Annotated in this window: 25 protein-coding genes and 1 riboswitch; of the genes, 5 read left to right on the plus strand and 20 right to left on the minus strand. The window is 27.2% G+C overall.

What is annotated here, in order from left to right; translation table 11 throughout:
* Window positions 1–110: 110 nt before the first annotated feature.
* From SFBM_RS06675 to SFBM_RS06695, 5 genes are all read right to left on the minus strand, one after another.
* Window positions 111–1,658 carry a DUF3794 and LysM peptidoglycan-binding domain-containing protein gene (locus SFBM_RS06675; RefSeq protein WP_014018055.1) on the minus strand — a complete coding sequence of 516 codons (1,548 nt, stop codon included), beginning with the start codon at window positions 1,656–1,658 and terminating at the stop codon, window positions 111–113.
* Window positions 1,659–1,809: 151 nt separating this feature from the next.
* A complete protein-coding gene (locus tag SFBM_RS06680) occupies window positions 1,810–2,046 on the minus strand; it encodes a Veg family protein (RefSeq protein WP_007439875.1) in 237 nt (78 codons plus the stop codon).
* Window positions 2,047–2,144: 98 nt separating this feature from the next.
* The gene (gene yabG, locus SFBM_RS06685; RefSeq protein WP_007439876.1) at window positions 2,145–3,035 is read right to left on the minus strand and encodes a sporulation peptidase YabG; all 891 of its coding nucleotides are present in this window, start codon (window positions 3,033–3,035) and stop codon (window positions 2,145–2,147) included.
* 63 nt (window positions 3,036–3,098) lie between these two features.
* Window positions 3,099–3,884: an enoyl-ACP reductase FabI gene (gene fabI, locus SFBM_RS06690; protein ID WP_005805325.1), complete on the minus strand. Its 786-nt coding sequence runs from the start codon at window positions 3,882–3,884 to the stop codon at window positions 3,099–3,101.
* Between the two features lie 116 nt (window positions 3,885–4,000).
* Window positions 4,001–5,008 carry a CotS family spore coat protein gene (locus tag SFBM_RS06695; RefSeq protein ID WP_005805323.1) on the minus strand — a complete coding sequence of 336 codons (1,008 nt, stop codon included), beginning with the start codon at window positions 5,006–5,008 and terminating at the stop codon, window positions 4,001–4,003.
* A gap of 116 nt (window positions 5,009–5,124) precedes the next feature.
* Between SFBM_RS06695 and SFBM_RS06700 the strand changes: the two genes are divergently transcribed.
* Window positions 5,125–6,195 (plus strand): glycosyltransferase family 4 protein, encoded by a 1,071-nt coding sequence (locus SFBM_RS06700; protein WP_014018056.1) that lies wholly within the window; start codon window positions 5,125–5,127, stop codon window positions 6,193–6,195.
* 55 nt (window positions 6,196–6,250) lie between these two features.
* Here the strand turns inward: SFBM_RS06700 and trxB are convergent, their stop codons facing one another.
* From trxB to SFBM_RS06750, 10 genes are all read right to left on the minus strand, one after another.
* Window positions 6,251–7,165, minus strand: coding sequence for a thioredoxin-disulfide reductase (gene trxB / locus SFBM_RS06705; protein ID WP_005805320.1), 915 nt, complete (start codon window positions 7,163–7,165; stop codon window positions 6,251–6,253).
* A 12-nt stretch (window positions 7,166–7,177) separates the two neighbouring features.
* A complete protein-coding gene (locus SFBM_RS06710; RefSeq protein WP_007442301.1) occupies window positions 7,178–8,014 on the minus strand; it encodes a DegV family protein in 837 nt (278 codons plus the stop codon).
* 12 nt (window positions 8,015–8,026) lie between these two features.
* Window positions 8,027–8,497, minus strand: a complete 471-nt coding sequence (locus SFBM_RS06715) for a tRNA (cytidine(34)-2'-O)-methyltransferase (protein ID WP_005805317.1) — start codon at window positions 8,495–8,497, stop codon at window positions 8,027–8,029.
* A gap of 70 nt (window positions 8,498–8,567) precedes the next feature.
* On the minus strand, window positions 8,568–9,971 hold the full coding sequence (locus SFBM_RS06720) for a VanW family protein (RefSeq protein ID WP_005805315.1): 1,404 nt from the start codon (window positions 9,969–9,971) through the stop codon (window positions 8,568–8,570).
* 102 nt (window positions 9,972–10,073) lie between these two features.
* Window positions 10,074–10,976, minus strand: coding sequence for a D-alanine--D-alanine ligase (locus SFBM_RS06725; RefSeq protein ID WP_005805314.1), 903 nt, complete (start codon window positions 10,974–10,976; stop codon window positions 10,074–10,076).
* Between the two features lie 11 nt (window positions 10,977–10,987).
* Window positions 10,988–11,617 carry an endonuclease III gene (nth, locus tag SFBM_RS06730; RefSeq protein WP_005805312.1) on the minus strand — a complete coding sequence of 210 codons (630 nt, stop codon included), beginning with the start codon at window positions 11,615–11,617 and terminating at the stop codon, window positions 10,988–10,990.
* On the minus strand, window positions 11,601–12,335 hold the full coding sequence (locus SFBM_RS06735) for a lysophospholipid acyltransferase family protein (RefSeq protein ID WP_007440289.1): 735 nt from the start codon (window positions 12,333–12,335) through the stop codon (window positions 11,601–11,603). Before SFBM_RS06735 ends, nth begins: the two co-directional genes overlap by 17 nt.
* A gap of 3 nt (window positions 12,336–12,338) precedes the next feature.
* A complete protein-coding gene (locus SFBM_RS06740) occupies window positions 12,339–13,349 on the minus strand; it encodes an epoxyqueuosine reductase (RefSeq protein ID WP_041568933.1) in 1,011 nt (336 codons plus the stop codon).
* 16 nt (window positions 13,350–13,365) lie between these two features.
* Entirely contained in the window at window positions 13,366–14,622 is a 1,257-nt protein-coding gene (locus SFBM_RS06745; protein ID WP_050979190.1) for a magnesium transporter MgtE N-terminal domain-containing protein, read from the minus strand.
* Between the two features lie 123 nt (window positions 14,623–14,745).
* A complete protein-coding gene (locus SFBM_RS06750) occupies window positions 14,746–15,159 on the minus strand; it encodes a hypothetical protein (protein WP_005805305.1) in 414 nt (137 codons plus the stop codon).
* Window positions 15,160–15,345: 186 nt separating this feature from the next.
* On the opposite strand from SFBM_RS06750, the gene SFBM_RS06755 reads away from it, so the two are divergent.
* The 3 genes from SFBM_RS06755 to fba all read left to right on the plus strand — a co-directional run bounded on the left by SFBM_RS06755 (window position 15,346) and on the right by fba (window position 17,503).
* Window positions 15,346–15,987: a DUF421 domain-containing protein gene (locus SFBM_RS06755; RefSeq protein WP_005805303.1), complete on the plus strand. Its 642-nt coding sequence runs from the start codon at window positions 15,346–15,348 to the stop codon at window positions 15,985–15,987.
* A 23-nt stretch (window positions 15,988–16,010) separates the two neighbouring features.
* A complete protein-coding gene (locus SFBM_RS06760; protein ID WP_005805301.1) occupies window positions 16,011–16,400 on the plus strand; it encodes a DUF4363 family protein in 390 nt (129 codons plus the stop codon).
* A gap of 167 nt (window positions 16,401–16,567) precedes the next feature.
* Window positions 16,568–17,503 carry a class II fructose-1,6-bisphosphate aldolase gene (gene fba, locus SFBM_RS06765; RefSeq protein WP_005805299.1) on the plus strand — a complete coding sequence of 312 codons (936 nt, stop codon included), beginning with the start codon at window positions 16,568–16,570 and terminating at the stop codon, window positions 17,501–17,503.
* A 20-nt stretch (window positions 17,504–17,523) separates the two neighbouring features.
* Here the strand turns inward: fba and thiT are convergent, their stop codons facing one another.
* The 5 genes from thiT to SFBM_RS06790 all read right to left on the minus strand — a co-directional run bounded on the left by thiT (window position 17,524) and on the right by SFBM_RS06790 (window position 22,635).
* Complete coding sequence (thiT, locus tag SFBM_RS06770) at window positions 17,524–18,120, minus strand: energy-coupled thiamine transporter ThiT (protein ID WP_007440642.1); 597 nt, start codon at window positions 18,118–18,120, stop codon at window positions 17,524–17,526.
* Between the two features lie 71 nt (window positions 18,121–18,191).
* A riboswitch (TPP riboswitch) is annotated at window positions 18,192–18,297 on the minus strand.
* Window positions 18,298–18,340: 43 nt separating this feature from the next.
* Window positions 18,341–18,628, minus strand: a complete 288-nt coding sequence (gene fliE / locus SFBM_RS06775) for a flagellar hook-basal body complex protein FliE (protein ID WP_005805296.1) — start codon at window positions 18,626–18,628, stop codon at window positions 18,341–18,343.
* Window positions 18,629–18,645: 17 nt separating this feature from the next.
* Complete coding sequence (gene fliF / locus SFBM_RS06780) at window positions 18,646–20,175, minus strand: flagellar basal-body MS-ring/collar protein FliF (protein WP_005805294.1); 1,530 nt, start codon at window positions 20,173–20,175, stop codon at window positions 18,646–18,648.
* Window positions 20,176–20,281: 106 nt separating this feature from the next.
* Entirely contained in the window at window positions 20,282–22,399 is a 2,118-nt protein-coding gene (feoB, locus tag SFBM_RS06785; RefSeq protein ID WP_005805293.1) for a ferrous iron transport protein B, read from the minus strand.
* Window positions 22,400–22,407: 8 nt separating this feature from the next.
* Window positions 22,408–22,635 carry a FeoA family protein gene (locus SFBM_RS06790; protein WP_005805291.1) on the minus strand — a complete coding sequence of 76 codons (228 nt, stop codon included), beginning with the start codon at window positions 22,633–22,635 and terminating at the stop codon, window positions 22,408–22,410.
* Between the two features lie 330 nt (window positions 22,636–22,965).
* Between SFBM_RS06790 and SFBM_RS06795 the strand changes: the two genes are divergently transcribed.
* Complete coding sequence (locus SFBM_RS06795) at window positions 22,966–24,372, plus strand: hypothetical protein (RefSeq protein WP_007442640.1); 1,407 nt, start codon at window positions 22,966–22,968, stop codon at window positions 24,370–24,372.
* Window positions 24,373–24,378 lie beyond the last annotated feature (6 nt).

The raw sequence follows: 24,378 nt of genomic DNA on the forward strand, positions 1-24,378 counted from the left end.
TTTTCTAATAATCCTTATATACCATTCTTTAAACAAGCCATATTTATTATGTACATTTTTTTTATAAAAATTCATTGCAAAAAAAGAGCGTAGCATCGCTACGCTCCTACTTAAAATATAGCTTTAGATGGTATTAATAATTTATACCCAGCTATTTCATCTTCTTGATCCAAATTATTAATCCTACATATATCTTCTATTGAAACACAATATTTCTTAGCTATACCCCAAAGAGTATCTTCTTCTCCTACAATATATATTATAACACTACAATCTTTAACAGGAATTTCTTCCTGAGTTTTATACATATCAACCAATATATCTTTTTTAATTTCAGAATTAATATAAACTCTTATATTTACAACCGCTTTTATACCTATAGTCTTAGCTTCAATAAACGCTTCAATATTTTCTAAATTCTCATTAAATACTGAATCCATATCTATTTTAATATTTTCATTCTCAAAATTAGTGTTAAATGGAAATGCTTGTTTTACATTTAAGAATTCTCCATCACTATTTTTATATATAATTTCAGCATTAATAACACCTTCTATTACAAGCTTACCCTCTAAGATTTTTTTATTTAATATGCTACACCTACCGGTAGTATAAATTATAGAAACCGGTACATCTTCTACGTTTATATTATCCTTAATTATTGTATCTATATTGCCATATGCCTCTACATTATTAATTTTATAAGTATTTTTAACTAAATTAACTAAAGAATTTTTACTATAAGCATCATCTATTATAGACAATATGTTCTTACTTAAAACTTTAAGATTACATCTTATGTTAATATAACTATTTATAACTCTACTTTCTCCAGACTCATCTTCATCTATCATATATTCAAATCCAATTATATCCCAATTATGTACTGGGATCATACTAGAATCTATATCATCCACATCACAATCTTTAGTTAAATATATATCCTGCTCTAAATAATTTAAATTATCAGAATTAACTTCTTTATACAATACCTTCACTTTACAATAAGCATTATATGTTATCTTATTATCCAATAATTTACACTCTGTTTTATATATATATGAATCGCATATTAATACCTTTCCAATAGCACCTTTATCTAAAGGTACATTTATTGATGTTTCATTCATTAATTCCTCAGTAAATGTACCTTTTAGTTCACATATCTCCAAATCTTTCATTAAAAGCTGTATATCATCTTGATCCTCAAGATCATTCATAATATCTATATCCAATATTTCATTTGAATTCGAACTAAATTTCAAATGTGCCTCTATACTAATTTTCCTCTCATTTAACAACAATGATTTTTTATCCGAAATATCTACTTTAATATTATATAAATTTTCTTTTCTCATCCCAAAACTTTCAATATATAGGTTAAATTTATCAGAATAAGAAACATTGTATGTATTATTTTTCCCATCATCTACTGCAACATAAACAATGCTGTATATTAACTCTCCCTCTACAAATATCTTATCCATAAATGCTTCAGTATTAATAATCTTAGGTTTTACATCTATCATTAATATTTTATCTACATCTGGATGAGTATCTGGAATTAAATATTCACCTTTAACTACAAAATCATTATGTCCCTCTATATTTTTACATTCATAACTAATTTTTTGTTTTACTAAATTTATCTCTTCCACTTTATTACCTCCACGACTTAATTAATATATAATTATTAATGTAAAAATAAAAATATTACATATTTAATAATAAAAAATTTAGGTTTATCTAATCAATGATAAACCTAAATTTTTAAACTATCATATGTTTAACCTATATATTCTACAAGTACTAACTAGCATAAACTATCTGAACAGTATTAGTTAATACATCAGAATAACTATATGTTACTATTCGTTGGGTGTCATTCTTTAATCTTATTAAAAAAATACTATGATATGTTTTTTCTATAGTACCCTCATTTATAAAGACCTTTCTTCTTCCTCCGCTAGCTTTTAATGTTACTTTATGACCAACGTGATCCTCTATGTCCTTTTTTATGGATGCTAGTGTCTTAAAACCATCCAAAATCAACACCCTCTTTCCAAATACAATTATATCATAAATACATACTATTTGTCAAAATTTACCAAGCAAATAGTATGTAAATACTAAAATGATCTATTTCACATATAGAAAGATTTAGGAAACCCCTCCCTATATTTTCCTCTTGTCTGTATTCCTCCAATACCATTAAATCCAGTTATAGTCTCACTAATAACATCACTTATCTTGATTGTTTTATCAATAGATGTATTAAAAATTTTTGAACACACAAGAACCGGATCCAAGCAATGCACTAAAACTCTACCAGGAGAAGTCGCAAAATTAGCACCGGCTCCAATTAAAGCTTCATAACAACTCTGACAAGCACCTGCAAATATAACTAAATCATCCAAATTTTTTTCATAAGAACGTAATTTACAAACGCTTTCCATAAAATATTTAGAATTTTTATAACAGTTCAAATCCATATAATCAACTATATTCTTACTCATACTATCATGCCCTGTTAAAACCACAATATCTGGTTTATAAAAACTTACTAAATCTAATATAACATCAGGTTGTTTACTTTCATCCACACATTCACCATATACATTGACAAAAAGTTCCTCATAAACTTCTATACATTTATTTAAATATTCAAGATCTCCATCTACGTGTAATATCTTACCACTTTTCCCAAATGTAAGACCTTTTTTTTTATTTGCCTTAAAACTTCTATTTTCATCATTTTTTATATCATTACGATAATTTTTATCACTAAATCTGCAATCTAAATTTTTATTATTACTCAATGCCTGTTTAAGTTTACCTTTGACTAATTGAGATAAATTGTCATCATATTTGTTATCTACAATCTCTAAGTCATCCTTTAAAGCATCGGCTATAATCCTTATACTTTTTCCCTTTAGTATAAAAATAACTTCTCCATTAATATCTTTAATATCTGCTATCTTAAATTTTATATCCTTATCATAAGATTTTCTAACTACTATATCTCCTATTTTCATAAATCTTCCATAACAATAAATGTTTACTTCAATTTATTCACTAGGTATAAATTTTGATACAATTTATATAGTATTTCTTCCACCTAAAATATTAAATCCTGAATCTACATGTATTATTTCCCCAGTTATACCCCTTGATAAATCACTCATCAAAAATAGTGCTGTATCACCAACCTCTGATGGATCAGTTAAACGTCGAAGTGGAGACTGTTTCTCTATTTCATCTAATATTAAATTAAAATCAGACACTCCCTTAGCCGATAACGTTTTTATAGGCCCTGCCGAAATAGCATTGACTCTTATATTTTTACGTCCTAAATCATTAGCTAAATACTTAACACTCATATCAAGCGAAGCCTTAGCTACACCCATAACATTGTAATTCGGAACAACTTTTTCACTTCCATAATATGTAAGAGTAACTATACTACCTCCCTCAGTCATATACTGCTCAGCCTCTTTTATAACACCTGTCAATGAATAAGAACTTACATTTTGAGCCAATAAAAACCCATCTCTAGTTGTATTTAAATACTCCCCTTTTAATTCATTCTTATTTGCAAATGCTATAGAGTGAACTATGCCGTGTATTACTCCAACCTTTTCCGATATAACTTTAAAACAATTACGTATACTTTCATCATCTGTCACATCACATTCAACTATTAAATAGTTATCATTAAGTGATTTAGATAATTTTTCTATATTATCTCTAAATCTATCATTAACATATGTAAATATTATATTAGAATTTGCATTATTAAGAGATTTAGCTATATGCCAAGCTATACTAAAATTATTCGCAACTCCCATAATGACTATATTTTTATTATTTAAATTTAACTCCATAATAATCCTCCCTAAAAATAAAGTTAATAACCCCCTATTTTACTTACTAAAATAGTACACTTAATAATAATTAAAAGTCAACAAAAAAAATTAAAACGTGTAAAACTCTACACGTTTTAATTTACTTTTATTAAAAACTCCCTCTCAAAATTATCTATAAAATTCATATAACTTTCGCGTTCATTTACTAACTTTTCTAACTGACTTAAAAATACATTTTGCCTTATTAATACATCATTATAAAAATATCTGTTGCAAACCCTCCAAAACCTTTGAGGAAATAACAAAAAACCATATATTAAAAATATATCTTCATATCTTAATTCTAAATTACTATTATAACTCTCAATTATACTCTTGCAGATATTTATATCCCAATTATTCTTTTTTAAAACTCTTATTATATAATTCGCTATATCATAGCTTCTTACTTCTCTTTTACAATAATCAAAATCTAAAATATTTATATTATCATGTTTGTCTATCACTATATTATGATGTGTATAATCATGATGACAAAAACTCTTCTCATTCTCAATTTCTCTGCAAATATCATAATAATTAGATTTTTCAAAAATATTATACGCCTTTTTAGCTATATCTTTATAAAACTCATAATTTTTAATATATATCATATCTACATCGTTCTTTAAACCCTTTTTTCTAACTAAATCTCTCATCTTATCAAATGATCTTATCCTCTTATCCATAATACTTGGCCATCTATCCAAATCACTTTTAAGTTTTGAATGCTCAGGTGGATCATATCCTTTAGATGATATATGAAGATTCGCAAGAACTTTTGCTGAATTATTAACATCATCAATATTTAAAAAATCACATTCTCGCCCATCTATCCAATTCGATAATGTATAGATATCTTCATTTACTATAGCATATGGATTTCCCTCTATGTTCAAATAAAATCTATCTATATTTTCAAATCCATTCTTTATTAAATGTTCCTTTGCTCCATATATAAAAACTAATTTTTGTATTCCATAAGATACCTTTTTTAAACACATTTCTCCCTTATTGGTCTTCAAAAAATAGATTCCTCTATTAGGTTTAATTTTCTCTATTTTTAAATCAAATTGTCTCTCTATTTCAAATTCTCTCATCATAATACTCTCTTCACCTCCTTTATATCATTATGACCAAGCATTAATAATTATTATTTGATTAACAATTTAAATTAAATTTAATATTATAAAACTATAATTTTTCAGAAGGTACTTATATGAAAATATCAATAGATGGACGCTCTGCACTATTTTATAATGGTAGTGGCATAGGTAATTACTCATCAGAAATAATAAATAAATTACTTAAAATAAATAAGGAAGATTCTATAAAAATCCTCCCAAAAAATACTAATATACCTAAATTCTCATCTTTTTGGGAACTCTCAAAAAATCCCATAGAATTAAATGATAAATGTGATGTTTTCTTCAATCCACACAATGGAATAGGACTCCCAAACAAAAATGCAAATAAAATAGTGACTACATTACACGATATCATCCCTTCAAAACTTCCCAAAACCGTTAGTGAATCATATCTAAAAATCTATAATGAAAATATATACAAAATACTTAAAAAAAGTAATTATATACTTACAGTATCAAATTTTTCAAAACTAGATATCATGAAAACATTTAATATAAATGAAAATAAAATATTTGTAACCCACCTATCTCCATCCAAAATTTATCGCCCTATAAACCAAAAACTTGCATTAAGTTTTTTAAAAAAAACCTTCAATATAAATTATAATTACATTTTATATATTGGAGGTTTTAGTCCAAGAAAAAATATCACGAGACTAATTGAAGCATTTTCAAAAGTACATGATCACAATAAAAAAATTAAATTAATCATAGTTGGAACAAAAGGTAAATCATATAATGATTATCTAAATCGTTGTATTAAATTAAATCTAATAAATAATGTAATTTTTACTGGTTTTGTTAAAACATTATATCTCCCTCTTTTATATAATTGTGCATCATGTTTCATTTATCCCTCATTATATGAAGGATTCGGTCTTCCCCCACTAGAATCTATGGCATGTGGAACACCAACTATAGCATCAAATTTAACATCTATCCCTGAAGTATTAGGTACCGCTCCTTTATATATAAATCCTTATGATGTAGATGATATATATGAAAAAATCAATTTGATATTAAATAACAATAAAATTAGGAGTTCCATCATAATAAATGGTCTGAATCATGTCAAAAATTTTTCATGGGAAAAAACATCTCTAGAAACCCTTAAAATAATTTATAAAGCAAAAGAGTGCTAATTTAATTAGCACTCTTTTTAATAATCTTTTAAAATTAGTCAAAATATTAAATTTTTTATTCTGCACCCTCTATATACTTTTCAGCCATGATTGAAGCTATCGCTCCGTCAGATGCAGCTGTAACAATTTGTCTTAAAGGTTTTTGCCTTAGGTCTCCAGCAACAAATACTCCAGGTATATTTGTTTTCATGTCTTCTCCAGCTATAACATATCCTGCATCATCCAAATTAACCTTATCTTTTATAAGATTATTTATAGGATCCAATCCAACAAACACAAAACATCCTGCTACATCTAATTCACTTTGTTCATTTGTAATTTTATTTCTTACAACTAATTTCTCTAAAACTCCATTCCCTTGCGCTTCTTCAACAACACTATTCACTATAAATTCAATCTTCTCATGCTCTTGAGCTCTATTAAGCAATGATTTAGCCGCTCTAAATTCATCCCTTCTGTGAATAATTTTTATTGATTTTGCAAATCTTGTAAGAAATAATGCTTCTGTTATAGCAGAATCTCCTCCTCCTATAACAGCTATATCCATTCCTTCAAAAAACGCCCCATCACAAGTTGCACAATAGGATACTCCCATACTCCTAAATTTAACTTCGTTCTCAAATCCAGCAAGTCTTGGTTTTGCACCCATAGCTAATATAATAGATTTAGCTCTAAATTCATTCTCATAAGTTTTAACAATTTTTATTTCAGAATCCAAAGTTAAATCATCAACATTTTCCTGTATTATTTCAACTCCAAAACTTATAGCTTGCTGTTTCATATACTCAGATAACTCAGGTCCTGTTACTTTAGCTATACCAGGATAATTCTCAACTTCATGAGTTGTAGAAACCTGACCACCAAAAGATTCCTTCTCAATTAAAAGAGTCCTAAGTTTCGCTCTACCAGCATAAAGAGCGGCTGATAATCCAGCAGGACCAGCACCAATAATTATAATATCATAAATCATCAATCATCACCTCTATATACATTTTATAGAAATACCTAAACTCTTACTTCCGCTATAGGCTCCAACTACACAGCCTGTATTTATACTATAATATTTATATTGATTTTTTTCAAGGTAATTTTTAAGAAGTCCTGTTAACTCATCCTCATCAGAATGCGCTATATAAATAATACTACTATCATCCAAATTTTCTAACTCTAAAAAATTAATTAAATAGTCTAATATTTTCCGTTTCCTAATTATTTTTCCTATAAAAGTAACTTCCCCATCTACAATTCCAATAATAACTTTCATACGGGTTAATTTAGAAATTTTACCTAATGTTTTATTAACCTTTCCTGAAATAATCAAATTACTCATATCATTTACTATAGCTATAGATTTTACATTAGATATCCCATATCCAATATTCTTACAAATTTCTTCAAATTCACATCCATTTTTAACCATCTCAGCTGCTTCCACAACAATCATTGCAAGACCACTACTTAAATTCAAACTATCGTAAATATATATATCCTGAGTTTCTAATATATCCTTTGCAATAAACGCCGACTGACAAGTAAAACTAAATTTACTTGATATATGAATAGAGATAATTTTATACCCCTTTGTTAAATATTTCTCATATACTTCTTTAAAAACGTCAGGATTAGGGGGAGATGTAGTAGGAAAATCTCCACATTCCAAAATAATCTTATTTAATTCTTTAAAATTTATATCAACTCCATCTACATAAGATTTAGAATCTATATTAACCGTTAATGGAACAACTTCAATATCTAGTTTTTCTATAATATCCTTAGATAAATCACATGTACTATCTGTAATAATTTTTATCTTATCCACGATATCCTCCACTTACTTCATATTAGGAAATCCAACTTGCCTTAAGGCTTCATACAATACTATATTAGCTGTGTTTGCTACATTTAAAGATCTAGTCGTGGTATTTATCATCGGAATCCTTATCTTATTTTCATCCTTTATTATATCCATTATTTCCTCAGGCAATCCTTGTGATTCCTTACCAAATAAAAAACAATCCCCCTCCTTGAATATTGACTCAGTATAAAATTTCTTACCCTTAGTTGTGCATATATAAATGTTATGTTCTCTATATTTTTCATAAAAATCATAGAAATTTTCATATAAATATAAATCTACTTCCTTCCAATAATCTAACCCTGCTCTCCTAACATTTTTATCATCTAAAGAAAAATTAAATGGCTTTATTAAATGCAACTTTGAATTCGTAAGTACACATGTTCTTCCTATATTTCCAGTATTTAAAGGTTTCTCAGGTTCAAATAATACTATATTAAAATTCATTTTCTACTTCCTTCCGTAAAAATAGAGGATTATATTTACAAATATAATCCTCTTTAAATCAATATTAAATCTATTTTGTTCCAACTCTAACAACTTTATCCTGCGGAGCATAGTAATCATTCCAGACATGTTTCTTCTCTATAACTTTACCAGTCTTCTTATCCTTAGAAACAAGATATACTTTAACTTTACTTCCATTAACTCCATTTTTTTGAACAACTTGAGTTCCTTTAGCTAATGTATTATCATTAACGTATTTAGTAGAATAAGGAATTGACTCCTGAGTTTCAGCAACAGTTGAATATGTCTTATCTACAGCTGTTACATCTCCATATATAGATACAGTAAGATTTCTTCCTTCTGTTGATATATCAATTAAGATTGGAAAACTATATGTATTTTTAAATACATAATCAAGGCTTCCCCAAGCAACAGCAGCATCAAATCCAAGAGGCATATAAGACGTAGGAAGAGAATGATTTCTCCTCTGAGTAGGTATTATACCTGCTCTAACAACAGCTTGATGAAGAGTGCTAGATGTTTGACAAATGCCTCCACCTAAACCAGATTCATAAACATTGCCAACTATTATAGCCGCATCCTTAAATCCTCTCTCTCTAGTTCTTTGTCCAACTATTCTATTAAAACTAAAACTTTCTCCTGGCATAAGTATAGTTCCATTTATAAAGCTCGCAGAAAGTTCAACATTAGTTGCCCTCTCAGAAGATGAACTTTTATATGATGTGGAATAAGATGAAAGTTTTCCATTTATTTTACCAAGAATATCAGATGTATATTTGGAGTTTAGACTTTTCGCACTTAAATTCATACCATTTTGAAAAGCCGATGATGGATCTGTATCACTTATCATACTTATAAGTGATTCCTTATCAATTTCAATACTACTATAACTTTCCTTAACGATAACAGGTTGTCCATCTACTATAGATATCTCTGCATTAATGGGATCTACATTAAACCTATTTGATAATTTGTTATACAAACTCTCCACTTGATAATCAGAAATATCAAATATTTCATTCAACTTAATATCTTTAATCTTTTGAGGATTCAAGATTTGATTTACTTTTTGAGTATAAGTTAATCCATCTGAAAAACTAAATGCTTCATCTATAGCTCTATCATAATCATAAGTTATACCTAATTCATTACTCTGTATATCTATTCCTTTTCCATTTAATCTAAATTCAACAATATCGTTAGTTATACTACCAGAAAATTTTTCTACCAAAAAATCTTTAAGAGCCGATCTACTTAATCCACTTACATCTACATTATTAATTGTTACACCACTATAAACCTTACCTTCCCAACTGTTAACAAGACTTGAAATCCTATAATTTACAAAACTAATAGGAAAAACAATACTTAAAATAATCAAAATAGTAAATATAACCGATGAGATACTTTTTTCTAATCGTAAATTTTTATATGTTTTTAGTATTTTATACATCCTTATACTCCTAGATCTTAAATTAATTTACAAATATGTTAGAATGATATCACAAATTAAATTATAATACTATAAAAAATACAAACCATTAAATGATTTGTATTAAATATATTTATTATTAGAATTTTCTATTATATTATCTAATAATGATTTGAAATCTAATCCTATAAGCCTAGCTATTTTAGGAAAAAGACTTCCTTCAGTCATTCCAGGTAATGTATTAATTTCAAGAAAATATGGAATTCCATCTCTCAATATGAAATCTACTCTCGAATAAACCCTACAATTCAAAACACTGTGACATTTTTTTGAAATTTCCTTAATCTTATTATCTAACTCAACAGGTAAATCTATAGGTTCCTCAATAGTTGTATTATCATACTTAGACTTATAATTAAAAAAATCATTATTCCTAGGAACTATTTTAAGTATTGGAAGCGACTCCCCATTTAATATTCCACAAGTTATTTCCTGTCCTCCTATAAATTCTTCAATTAACAGATGATCATCATATAAAAAGGACTCCTTTACATTTTCAAATAATTTATCTTTAGTTTTACAAATAACTACCCCAACACTAGATCCTCCAATATTTGGTTTAATAATAACTGGAAAATTTAAATCAATATTTAATAAATCATAATCCCTATCTACAATAATTCCCTTTGCCATAGGTATATCATAATCACTCAATACTTTCTTAACTAAATATTTATTCATACATAGTGAACTAGTTAAAAAGTCAGATCCATTATATCTAATCCCCATAGCATCTAAAATACTCTGAACTTGTCCATCTTCACCAAATTCTCCATGTAAAGCAATAAATACAAAATCAAATCCCTTACATTTAAACACATCCTCTTTATTATTTAACAATATCCCTTCAACATCATACTTTTCCTTATTTAATGCATAAATTATTTGTTTCCCTGTATTTATAGAAACTTCACGCTCAGATGATATCCCTCCATATAGAACACCTAATTTAAGTTTTTTACTCATCCATACTCTCCCTAATTATTTTGTTTATAATATTTACAATATTCACTTATTTTACATTCTCCACAATTTGGCTTCCTAGATGTACAGCATCTCCTTCCATGAAAAATAATAGTATGATGGCAAATTGTCCATAAATTTTCATCAATATTTTTCATAAGATCTAACTCGGTTTTCTCTGGAGTCGGTGAATTAGCTATACCTATTCTATTAGACACTCTAAATACATGTACATCAACTGCAAAAGCTTGTACACCAAAACAGTTAGATATAACAACATTTGCAGTTTTACGCCCTACACCAGGTAAAGTTATCAATTCATCTCTAGTTCTGGGAACTTCGCTATCGAATCTTTCCTCTAAAATCCTACATAAATTTATAATATTTTTACTCTTCATCCTATATAATCCAATAGATTTTATCTTGTCTTGAAGCTCCTTCTCGTCTAATTTTAAAAAGTCTTCCAATCTTGGATATTCTATAAATAAATTCTTTGTCACCTCATTTACTTTTTTATCTGTAGTTTGAGCGGATAAAACCGTAGCTATAAGTAATTGAAATGGACTCTTATATTCAAGTTCACACCTAGCATCAGGATAACTCTCAATCAATTTATCTACTATAATCTTAAACTTCTTCTTCATATACCCCTCTATACTCTCTAGGAAGCATAATTGCTATCTTATGCATCAATGTATTTATAAATCTCCCTTCAAACTCTTCCTTAGTTTCACTTTTAATTTTCTCTGGAATATCTACTTTGTCCCCAATACTAACATATACATCGGCATTATTGAAAGTCTCATTATTCATATTACCATCTTTATCTATTGGCATAAATTTTTCACTTCCATAAATAGCAATGGGGATAATTGGAACCTTACACAATTTCGCTATTAAATATATACCTTTTTTAGCTTTTATCATTTTCCCATCACGACTACGTGTACCCTCTGGAAAAATTAAAATATTATTTCCGCTTTTAACATGTTTTACTAAATTAGAAATTGCATTTTTATCAGGAGAAGAAGGAGTTATTTGTATATTTTTAACTATCTTACATCCTAAATTTGTCATCGGATCTTGCGTTAACTTAACTCCCATTATAAAGGTTACATCCTGATCTTTTAATACTTTATTTAATATAAGTCCATCTGCATTACTCAAATGATTGCAAATAAAAATAACAGGTTGTTTTATTTCTCTAAGTTTATCTTTACCTATAATTTTCAATTTTGCATATTTGTTTATGTATACATCCACACCAAAATTTACTATTTTCTTCATAATACTATCTGGTATTATTTTCTCTGAAAATAATATTATATTTATCAAAATTTTCATTAAAGATATCTTCTTCATTACCTATTCCTCAAAATTATTATCTAAAAATAAATTCTTATAATTATTTAATTCATCATTATTCTCGAGAGATAATCTGCACAAAAAATCTTTATTATATCTATTTTTAATCAAAGAGTTCCTCTGCAAAATCTTTTTACCCCTCCATGAACAAGCAACTTTTTTAAAGTTTTTTTTAAAAAAACTATTATTCATATTTACAATATCTTCATCACTTATATTCTTAATAAACTCTAAAGCATCGAATCTATCTATACTAGAATACTCTACATTCTTATTTTTAGGACACTTATCCTGACATATATCACAACCAAAAATCATACCATTTAAACCCTCTATATCATGGAGTCCTAATTTCTTCTGCTGTGTTAAATTAGATACACAACATCTAAAATTTTTATCAAACAACACTTTATTTGGACATCTATGTAAGCACTTATTACATATACCACATTTTTCAAATAATCCTATATCATTAAATTTTTTTTCATAGTATTCACATGAATTTTTCATACTTAACTTCGCATTTGTTATAATTTCTCCTAAAAAAACATAAGATCCATATTTACTTGTATAAACCATACTATTTCTACCAATATGACCAATACCACATAAATACGCTATATACCTCTCAGGTAAATTATTAGTATCACAAAATAATCTATATTCATATCCACTTAATTCTATAAAATGAGATATCTTTTCCAAATACGACAAAACTACCTTATGGTAATCTTCACCTTGAGTATATTTAGAAAACATTTGATTATAAGATGAATTCTCTCTGTAATACGGTACAGCAATGGAAATTATTGTTTCCCCATTTTCTAAATATAAAAAAGGGTTTATTCTATCTTCTATATCCAAACTCTCAAACTCTGTTAAATATCTCCTATCACTTTTAATTTTTAAATAATCATATAATTCTATAAACTTTCTACACTCAGTAAAACCATACAAAATATCTAAAGAATTCATATAATCTATAAGTGTTTTTCTTAATTCATTATCCATTTTATTTATAATCAACCTAAATCCTTAAAAATTCTTTCGTTAATATATCATGTATAAATAATGATCCCCTTAATTTTCCAGAATTATCTATGACAGGAACAGTAACTAAATTATATTTTAAAAAAACTTCTACAGCTAGTTCTAAATCATAATCATCATATACATATATAAATTCTTTATTCATTATTTCAAATACATTAACATTTTTATCTACAAATATTAGCGACTTAAAATCAACTACTCCTTTTAAAATATTATTTTCATCAAGTATATAGATACTATATAAATACTCTTCTCTAACTTTGGTATTCCTTATAATATCAATTATCTCACCAAGTTTTAAATTTATATTAAAGCCTATAAACTCAGTATTCATTATACTTCCAACCTTATTTTCAGCATAAGACATTATATTTCTTATATCATCGATATCACTTTTTTCCAAATTTATAAGTATTCTTTCCTTTAAAGATTCATCAACTTTCTCTAAAATATCAACAAGCTCATAGTTTGGAATATAATTAAGTATACTTATAACCTTAGAGTCACTTAAATTTTTTATTATATCAATTCTCATATCTAAATCTTCCATCTCTTCTAGTATCTCACTAGCTAAATTATCATTAAAACTCTCAAATAATTTTTTTCTATCATTATCATCTAAATCCTCAAGAATTTCAACAATATCAGCTGGATGCATTTTAGAAAGTTTAGACTGCGGTACTGATATAAGTAAACCATTTTCAATAAACTGAATTGATTCCATATCTTCCCACTTTATAACCGTATCTTCAAGATTCTTAAATATTTTATTTGTAAGTTTTTTAATAAATTTTGGAACATATTTTATATTATACTTCCTTAAAAAAGTTGTAACCCCACTCTCAATGGCAACAACTCTAAGCTCATTTCCTATACTTGCTATATGAACATCTATTATTTTAACAACTTTTTTACCATTTATATCTATAATTTGTTTATTTAATATTTCTTTAGAAAGTCTGTACTTATAACTCTGAGGTATTATGTTAAAAACCCCCAATACTTTTATTATAATATTGCGTTTATATCTATAGAATTTTATCTGTTTAAACTCATAATAAAAGTCCTCTCCATCCCTTAAAACTTTATATCCTATAGATAAAGGATATCCCTTCTCAGTTGAAATATAAATATCTTTTAATTTTCCTAAAATATCCCCAAACTCATCATAAATTTTTTTATTCAAAATATTCCTAAAATAAACTAAATTAAGTTTCTCCAACAAAATCACTCCGTACTAATCTAATTAAAAATAGTAAATCAAGTAATTTAAATATAATTTATCATAAAATAAATAGGAATCTCAGCTAAATAAAAAGATTCCTATTTTTAAAATTTTTTATATAGAAGACATCTATAAATTATTTTCAGATTTAATCAATGATACTGAATTATCTTTAGGTGAATATATACTTAAAAATTTATGCTTAAAATCAGTATCCAAATTAAGTAATAGTTCCTGTTCAATCTCAAGTTTTATAAAATCCCAATTTATAATTTCACACAAAACATCGCATTTCATCTTTACATATCGCAAATAACATTGTTGAGCTTTACATATGGATTCAAGCAACGCATCTATTATACATCCCAGTTCCTCAACTTGCTTTATAGCTCTCCTCTTTTTCCTCTTAGATATCAAAATATTTAAATTAATATCATTCAAAGTTGATACTAAATTCCTATAATTTATCACATAAATATCAAGCATTTTTAACAAATTCACCAAATCATTATGATAAATATCTACGGCACTTTTATAAGACATAAGCCTAAATAATCCTTTAACACTCTTTGAATCTAAAGTATTATATTTACCCTATTATATAAATGTGATACATAACCCAATAATAAATCCTATATATAGATTTGTTTATATACTTACATAATAATCTTATTTAAGACAATACTAATTTAGATTAATAATTTAAATATACGGAGGATAAACCTAAAGATGCTTATAGTACTATCGCGAACTATAATAATTTTTGTCGTAATGTTTTTTACAATGAAGATGATGGGAAAAAGATATATAGCACAATTAGAACCCTATGAATTTGTCGTTTCCATAATGATTGCAGAACTTGCAACCCTTCCTCTCGAGGATGTATCAATTCCTCTTTTGTATGGGATTATTTGTATTTTCACAATATTATTTATTGAATTTATTATTTCTCAAATTCAACTTAAAAATATAAAACTCAGAAAATTATTTGGTGGTAAATCTGTTATTTTAGTCAAAGATGGCAAATTTATCAAAGAAAATTTGAAAAATGAAAAACTAACAATAAATGACGTATTAGAAGACTTAAGATCTGGTGGAAATTATGATCTATCTAAAATAGGTTTTGCTATACTAGAACGTAGTGGAAAAATAGCAGTTATACCAAAAAATAATGAAAATGAAAAAGTATATCTCCCAACCTCCATAATAATAGATGGAGAAATTGTGAAGGAAGGACTTAAATACATAAATAGAAATAATGACTGGCTTATGAAACAACTTAAAGAAAATAAAATAAAATCTCCAAAAGATGTACTCTATGCATATACAGACTCTAATGGTACATTTAAATACCAATTAGAAACAAAATAATAGTTTGAAAAGGAAAATGCAGTATGAAATTTAATATAAAAAATATATCAGTATATGGATCATATACCTTACTTATATTACTTATAATCTTTTCATTTTTGTATGTTAAGCAATCAACGTACCAGATAAATAAAAAACTTGATGTTATCAAAATATCTCTAGAAAACGATGACTGGGATTCTTCGATAAGTTTATTTAGTGAATTTGAACTAATGCATAAAAAAGAACTAGAGTGTTTCTCATTATTTTCAAATAAAAACGATTTACACGAAGTCTTATTATCAATTAAAGATATTTCTACAAATATGGCAATGAAAAATAGGGATATTTGTTTATCAAAAATTGAAATCCTAAAATTTTATATCGAACACATATATGATTCACAGATTCCTAAGATTAGAAATATATTATAAAAATATTAACGATTTTTTAAATAATATTATTTAATTTTGTAATAATATTGTATGATAAAATTTTTACTTATCAATAAAATTTGGATTTTTTCTATTTTGATATTATAATAAATAAGTAGATAATTTCATATACAAAGTTATAGTAATTTTTATTAGGGAGTGATTATATGCCATTAGTTACAACTAAAGAAATGTTTAAAAAAGCCTATGAAGGCGGTTATGCAATAGGTGCTTTCAATATAAATAACCTAGAATCTATACAAGGTATTATTGAAGCATGTAAAGAGAAAAATTCAGCTGTTATACTACAGTGTTCTACTGGAGCAATAAAATATGCTGGTATAGAATATTTAATATCACTTGTTAAAACAGCTGCTAATGAGAGCGGTTTAGATATTGCTCTTCACTTAGACCATGGTCCTGATTTTGAAACTTGTAAGAAATGTATCGATGCAGGATTTACTTCAGTTATGATAGATGGTTCTCATCATAGTTTCGAAGAAAATATAAATCTTACTAAAAAAGTTGTTGAATATGCACACTCTAAAGGTGTATCTGTAGAAGCTGAGCTTGGTGTACTTGCTGGAGTTGAGGATGATGTAGTTGCAGATAGTCATATATACACAAATCCAGATGAAGCTGTAGAATTTGTTAAACAAACAAACTGCGACTCATTAGCTATAGCTATAGGAACATCACACGGTGCATTTAAGTTCCCTAAAGATTTCAAACCTTCTCTTAAATTTGAAATTCTTGAAGAAATCCAAAAAAAGTTACCTGGTTTCCCTATAGTATTACATGGTGCATCCGCTGTTGATTCAGAGAGTGTACAAACTTGCAATAATTATGGCGGAAAAATTAAAGATGCCGTGGGTATACCTGTTGATATGCTTAGACGTGCATCATCTATGGCTGTTTGTAAAATAAATATGGATACTGATTTAAGACTTGCTATGACTGCAAATGTAAGAAAAGTATTTGGAGACACTCCTTCTGAATTTGATCCTAGAAAATATTTAGGAGCTGCAAAAGATGGAGTTAAAAAAGTAGTTCTCTCTAAAATTGAAAATGTACTTGGATGTCAAAACTCAAGCTCAAAATAACAAAGAAGCGTAGAATATTTCTACGCTTCTTTGTTTAAACTCTTTATTATTCTATTTAAAGGCATACATGACATAACTATAGATGTTAATAATACTTCAATCCCAATGCTCGAAAAATTATATACAAGAGAATATATCCAGACATTACATCCTTCTGGTGCAAATTCACTAAAAAATAAAACTCCTGACACAACATTAAACATAACACATAAAATTCCACTAAATAAACTTCCTAAAAATATCATTATCCTATTTTTATTTCCAAAAATATTCGAAAAACCTAAACACATATTAGATAATAAATAATCTAAAATAAATTGAAGTGGATTAACAATAACCAATCCATCAAATGTTTTTAACACCCCCAATAAAAATCCTGATGTAAGTCCAACACATCTACCACGTATGAACGTAATCATCATAACAGGAAGCATTGAAAAAAATGTAATAGATCCACCCTGAGGCATCCTTATAAATTTAAACAAATTAAGTACATATCCAAGAGCTGAAAAAACTCCTATGGTAATTAATGTTCTTGTATCAAACTTACTCCTTCTTAATTCAAATGCATAAATCAATATAAATATAATTATCAAAATCAAAACTAGAAAATACATTTTCAAGTCATCTCCCATAATAATAATCATAAAAAAATGACTATGCTCAATACTGAACATAGCCACACATTATTCGTATATTAACGCTTTCCTACGCTGGCATTATCCAGTTCAGGTTTAAGGGTTGACAATATATCTCATACCATCTCTCAGCTTAAAGCACCCCTAGCAAATATTCAATTACAAATCCATTATATATCTAAATTAATCACATTGTCAATTATATCTGTATCTTGGATAATTCTTGATAAGCTTCTACCATTTTATTCCTAATTTCAATAGCTGTCTGAAGTGTAAGTCTAGCTTCTTGCATAGCTATCATAACATTATGAACTTCACTCTCATCCCCTTTTATAAAAGACACAACACTATTATCAGCTCTCTTTTGATAACTATCCAAACTATTTATATAATTGTTTAACATTTCAGAAAACACATTTGGTCTACTACTACCTACGGTTAAAATTTCTTTATTAAAATTATTAAATCCACTAATAGAATTTATCATCTATACATACCTCCCTATTATCTTGTATCTTCCATCATCCAAGATTTTATAATTTCAACTACTTGGCTTGGTTTATTTATTGCATAATTCTTAATAGCATCTTCAAGCATTTTATTCTCTGGATTTGTATCTTCTATACCATTTTTCTTAATATTTTCTTCAACATTTTGTTGTATCATCTCTTTAGCATCTGAAATCGATTGTGGTAAATTCTCATTTTTGGATGCAGGCACTGAATCCTTATTCTTCTTAAATATCTTTATTAAAAATAAAATGACTATTAATGCAACAACTGAAACTATTATAGGAACAATACTTCTTCTCTTTATCTGAGAAATTTCTTGTTTAAGTCCATTAAATTCCATTCCAACTACTGAAATTGAATCCCCTCTTTCAGCATTAAAACCAATAACTCCATTAATTAAGCTCTCTATATTATCTCTCATATCTTGAGTTATATTTCCATCATATACAAAAGATGCTGTAATCCTTTTTATCTCGCCTGGAGCATATATAATAGTCGATTCCTGTTTAGAAAGTTCATAATTGGTTATACTCTCTTCTCTACTTGACCTATCAGAAGAATTATCTTCTTCAACATTTGACATATTATTATCAATAGGTCCACCTCCAGCGTTTGAAGAAGTCCCATTATTTTCTTTTATGAGATGTTCACTTATAGGAACCTTATTATCATCTACTATTATTTCAGTTTTCTTTTTTGAATCAAAATCTAATTCTGCATTAACACGAACTCTAACCTTATCATATCCAAGTACTGGCTCAATTATAGATAAAATTCTACTCTCAAGTTCATGTTCAAATTTCCTCTCTAAATTCATTTGAGTATCTAAATTCCCTGTAAAATTCACTTCATTACTTCCATCATATATTCCTAAAGATAATAAATTCATCCTTGCATCTACTACCTCTACATTCTCAAAAGGTAAATTATTCCAAGCTGCTGATACTAGGTGAATTATGGATTTAACTTGCTCTCTTGATAAAGATTCTCCAGGATTTAACTTTAAATAAACAGATGCTTTAGCAGGATCTTTCTCAGTCATAAAAACACTAGTCTTAGATGGCGAAATATGAACTCGTGAGTCTTTAACCTGAGAAAAATTTCTTATGGTTCTCTCAAGTTCTCCTTGTACAATTCTCTGTTTTTGTATTAAAAATTCCTCATCTGTATATCCAAATCCGCTGCTCTTATCTAAAAGTTCAAATCCTTTACTACCACCTTTCAACTCTGGAGAAAAAGTAAGTCTTAATTCATCAACCCTATCTCTTAATACATAAATCGACTTCCCTCTTATTTTAACATCTAAACCCATATCTACTAATTGTTCATGTATATACTTGCTATCTGCAGGATCCAAATCTGAATATAAAAGTCCATACTTAGTAACATTAGAGTACACTAAGAAAAAAGAAAGGAACAAAACTAAAATTATAAATGCAGTAATTATTATCTTTTTTGTTTTAGAAGAAAGCTTTTCTATAAAATCTTTAACTTTTTTAAGTATTTCTTTTAATTTCCCCATAGTATACTCCTTTCTCTCTTATTATTACCAAATAATTTTAAAATAACCCCTTAATTATATTAAAAATGCAGGATAATATTATATAAAAATAAAAATGTTGTAAACGCTACAACACTTTAAAAATAATATTAAAAAATATATTCACAAAAAAACAAACTATAAATGCTACACAAGTTGGAATTAAAAAAGCCAAAAATGTCCACTTATTACTACCAGTTTCCTTCTTTATAGTCCATAAAGCAGTAGAACAAGGAAAATGCAAAAGAGAAAATAACATCATATTTATCGCTGTTATTATAGTCCACCCATTATCTCTTAAAATCATTCCAAGAGAATTTGCTGTTTCAAAATCAATTAAAGATCCCGTAGACAAATAACTCATAAGTAAAATAGGCATAACAATTTCATTTGCTGGTATTCCTAAAAAGAATGATGACAATATCGCTCCATCAAGACCTATTAATTTACCTAAAGGATTAAGAAAATTTATTATATGGTTTATTATACTTACGTCATTTATAAAAATATTTGCAAGTATCCATATTATAATCCCAAATGGCGCTGCAATCATTATAGCTCTACCTAATACAAAAATTGTCCTATCAATTAGTGAGGTGTATAATATAGTTCTTATCCTAGGCCTCCTGTATGGTGGAAGTTCCAATGTAAATGATGATGGTTCACCTTTTAATAATGTCTTAGATAAAATATAAGATACTAAAAAAGTAACACCAATTCCTATAAGAACGATAATAGTTACAACCAATGTAGTAATTATAGAGTTAAAAAATAAACTCGTTGTAGATGAAAAAAATATTGTGGATAATACTATCATGGTAGGGAATCTTCCATTACATGGTACAAAATTATTTGTAATTATAGCTATTAATCTCTCTCTCTTGGATTCTATTATTCTAGTCCCAATAATACCTGCACAATTACATCCAAATCCCATACACATAGTCAAACATTGTTTTCCATGACATCCCGATTTTTTAAATAAATGATCCATATTAAATGCAACTCTAGGTAAGTACCCTAAATCTTCTAAAAAAGTAAACATAGGAAAAAATATTGCCATAGGAGGTAACATTACAGATATAACCCATCCAGTCACTCTAAAAAGTCCATAAACTAACATGTCATGTATCCATATCGGAAATCCTAAATTCATAATAAATATAGATAATTTACCTTCTAAAAAATTAAACATACTCGATAATAAAGAGGATGGAACATTTGATAAACTAATTGTTATAAATAATACCAATCCTAAAAGTATAAACATTATAGGGATACCATATTTCTTTGAGGTTACTATATCATCAATTTTTCTATCCCTTGTATACTTATCTCCTAATTCTTTTACACACTTTTCCTTTACTTTCTTGCATCTTTTGTATACACTACCAATTATTCTCTCTCTATTTTCCTCTACTTTATAGCTATCAAAATTGCTTTTAAAATTTTCTATATAATCTATATCATTTTCATTCAAATATTTATACATAAATTCAAAAAAACTAATATCGCTATCTATAAGTCTAAGAGCAATCCACCTTTTATTTAAAAAATTTATAGAATCATCCATTTTATCTAAAATTTCGCTAACATTATTCTCAACTTCATCATCATATTCTGTATCTAAAGTTTTAAAAGTATACTTTCCTTTTATAACATCATTTATCCTATCTTTAAGTTTATCAAGTCCTATATTCTCTTTCGTAGATGTTATTACAATTGGAACTCCGAGCATTTTTTCCATCTTATCAACATCTACATGTATATCCTTCTTTTTTGCCTCATCATAGAGATTTAAACATATGATTATCCTATTATTAATTTCAAGCATTTGAAAAAATATATTTAAGTTCCTCTCAAGAGAAGTCATATCACAGACTAAAACTAAAACATCATATTTCCCAAAACATATAAATTCACGAGCAACTTCTTCTTCTTGAGAATACGAAAGTATTGAATATATACCTGGAAGATCTATAATACCATACTCATTTCCCGCATGAATATATTCTCCATATGCATTTACAACAGTTTTACCCGACCAATTCCCCGTATGTTGATGCATACCTGTTAAAGAATTAAATATACTACTTTTCCCCGTATTTGGATTTCCAACTAAACATACAATACTTCTTGATTCATTATCTGTGTTAAAAATATCTTTCATAAATTCCTTCTTCGAAGATATATTAGTAAGTCCCATAAACCCCCCTAAACTTTTATTCCATAAATAAATTTAGATTCTTCATCTCTAAGAGCAACCATTATACCCCTGACATCAAATAATACAAGTCCTCTTTTATAACCAAATCTTAATACTTCTATGACGGTTCCTTTTGTAAATCCCATGGAAAGTATCCTCTCTTTTTGATACTTCAAAAGATCAATATGATGTATCTCTATAAAATCTCCTACGTTAAATTCACAAATACTCTTCATATATTGGTGCACCTCAAAAATTAAATTTTAACTATAGCTAATCTTTATAAAATTATATGTATTACTTTTAAAAATAGTTCTAACTACCTATAAATACCCAGTTTATTATTCGTACAATCAAAAATACGTATAATAATCTTTAATCTCAAATTTACAAAAATAATTTTCGATAAAATTATTCATAAAATTCTATATTTTTTTTAAAAAATTGTTATTAAAAAATATAGTGATTTTTATATAAATATTAAAATTTAACTGTTTTTTTCGATAATTAATATGTATATTTTAATTTTTGGAATTGGTAAGTTTTATATATTTTCGGAGGTACCTATGAAAAGAAATTTAAAATTATTATATGGTATATTAATGGCATCTTTTATATCAAACTGTGCAGTTAGTCATATAAATATAAATTCTGCAAAAGCTAGTCGTACATCTAGACCAGTTGTAGTGAATAATTCTTCAAATGAAAAAACTACAAACAATACAAACGAAAATACTGAAGATGATGCATCTTCTACTACTAATTCATCAAGTTCAAATAACAGTTCATCATCAAATTCAAGTAGTAGTTCATCATCAAATTCAAGTAGTAGTTCATCATCAAATGGAGATTCCAATTCTTCACAAAATACTACTTTAATGCAAATGCTAAACTCTAATAAAGATTTAACAGTAGAAGAAATAGCAGAACTAGCTTTATCAGCATCACATTCAATAGGATTTATAGAGGAATTCAAAGAAACTTTTCCAGAACTTAATCCGCTTAGACAAATCACACCTATAAATAACAACTTAAATAATTATTTGGATGTAAATAATGGGGAAATTAGCAAATTAACTCAAATATTAAATACATCAAATTCTCCTATTTCTCCTTATGCAGATCAAAATAGCTGTAACCTATTATTAAATGAAATTTCAATAACATTATCAGAACTAAAAGAAGCAGTAGAAGAAGAACTACCTTCAACAATTTTTTCATTAGTGCCAACTATAACAGTATTTAATGACACATTCAAAATATTATCTGAACAATATTCAAATATAGTTCAAAGCGACTATAAAAACCAAATAACATTAAATATATTACTTGATGAATTAAAACCAAAGTTAACTTCACTTCTTAGTTCTATACAAGAATTTAAAATTCAACTTCCTGATCTTATAGATACATTAAATGAATTAGCTAAAGAACTAGAAGATAAAGATGATGATATAAATGAAGATACAGAGACACCTAGTGATACAACAGATAAAGAAGAAACACCTTCTGATGATATAGACTCTGAAAACACAGATTCTGAAACCTCAAATCCAGATAATAATGTGAATTCAGGAAATACAAGCTCAGGAAACACAAACTCAGGAACTTCATCAAAAGAAGACAGTACTACAAATGAAGACGTTAATTCTACAGAGGAAGAAATGATTTACTTAGGTGAAAATGGACAAGAGCTTATTTATAATCCAGATGATGATAAATTCTACGAACTTAATCCAGAAGATCCTGAATCAGAAGAATTTATAGAATACACAGGAGAAGTATTATCAATGCCACTTAAAGAATATCTTCAAACTGAAGTATATTTCGATACAGATGGTAACGAATTATTATACGATATGGATACAGATTCATTCTTAAAATACGATGAGGAAACTGGTGAATATGTGCCATATGAAGGAGAAATAACTACTATGACTCTCGGAGATTATTTAGACCTTCTAGAACAATAAAAAATG

Origin of the sequence: Candidatus Arthromitus sp. SFB-mouse-Japan (genome assembly GCF_000270205.1) — a bacterium.
Lineage (GTDB): Bacteria > Bacillota > Clostridia > Clostridiales > Clostridiaceae > Dwaynesavagella.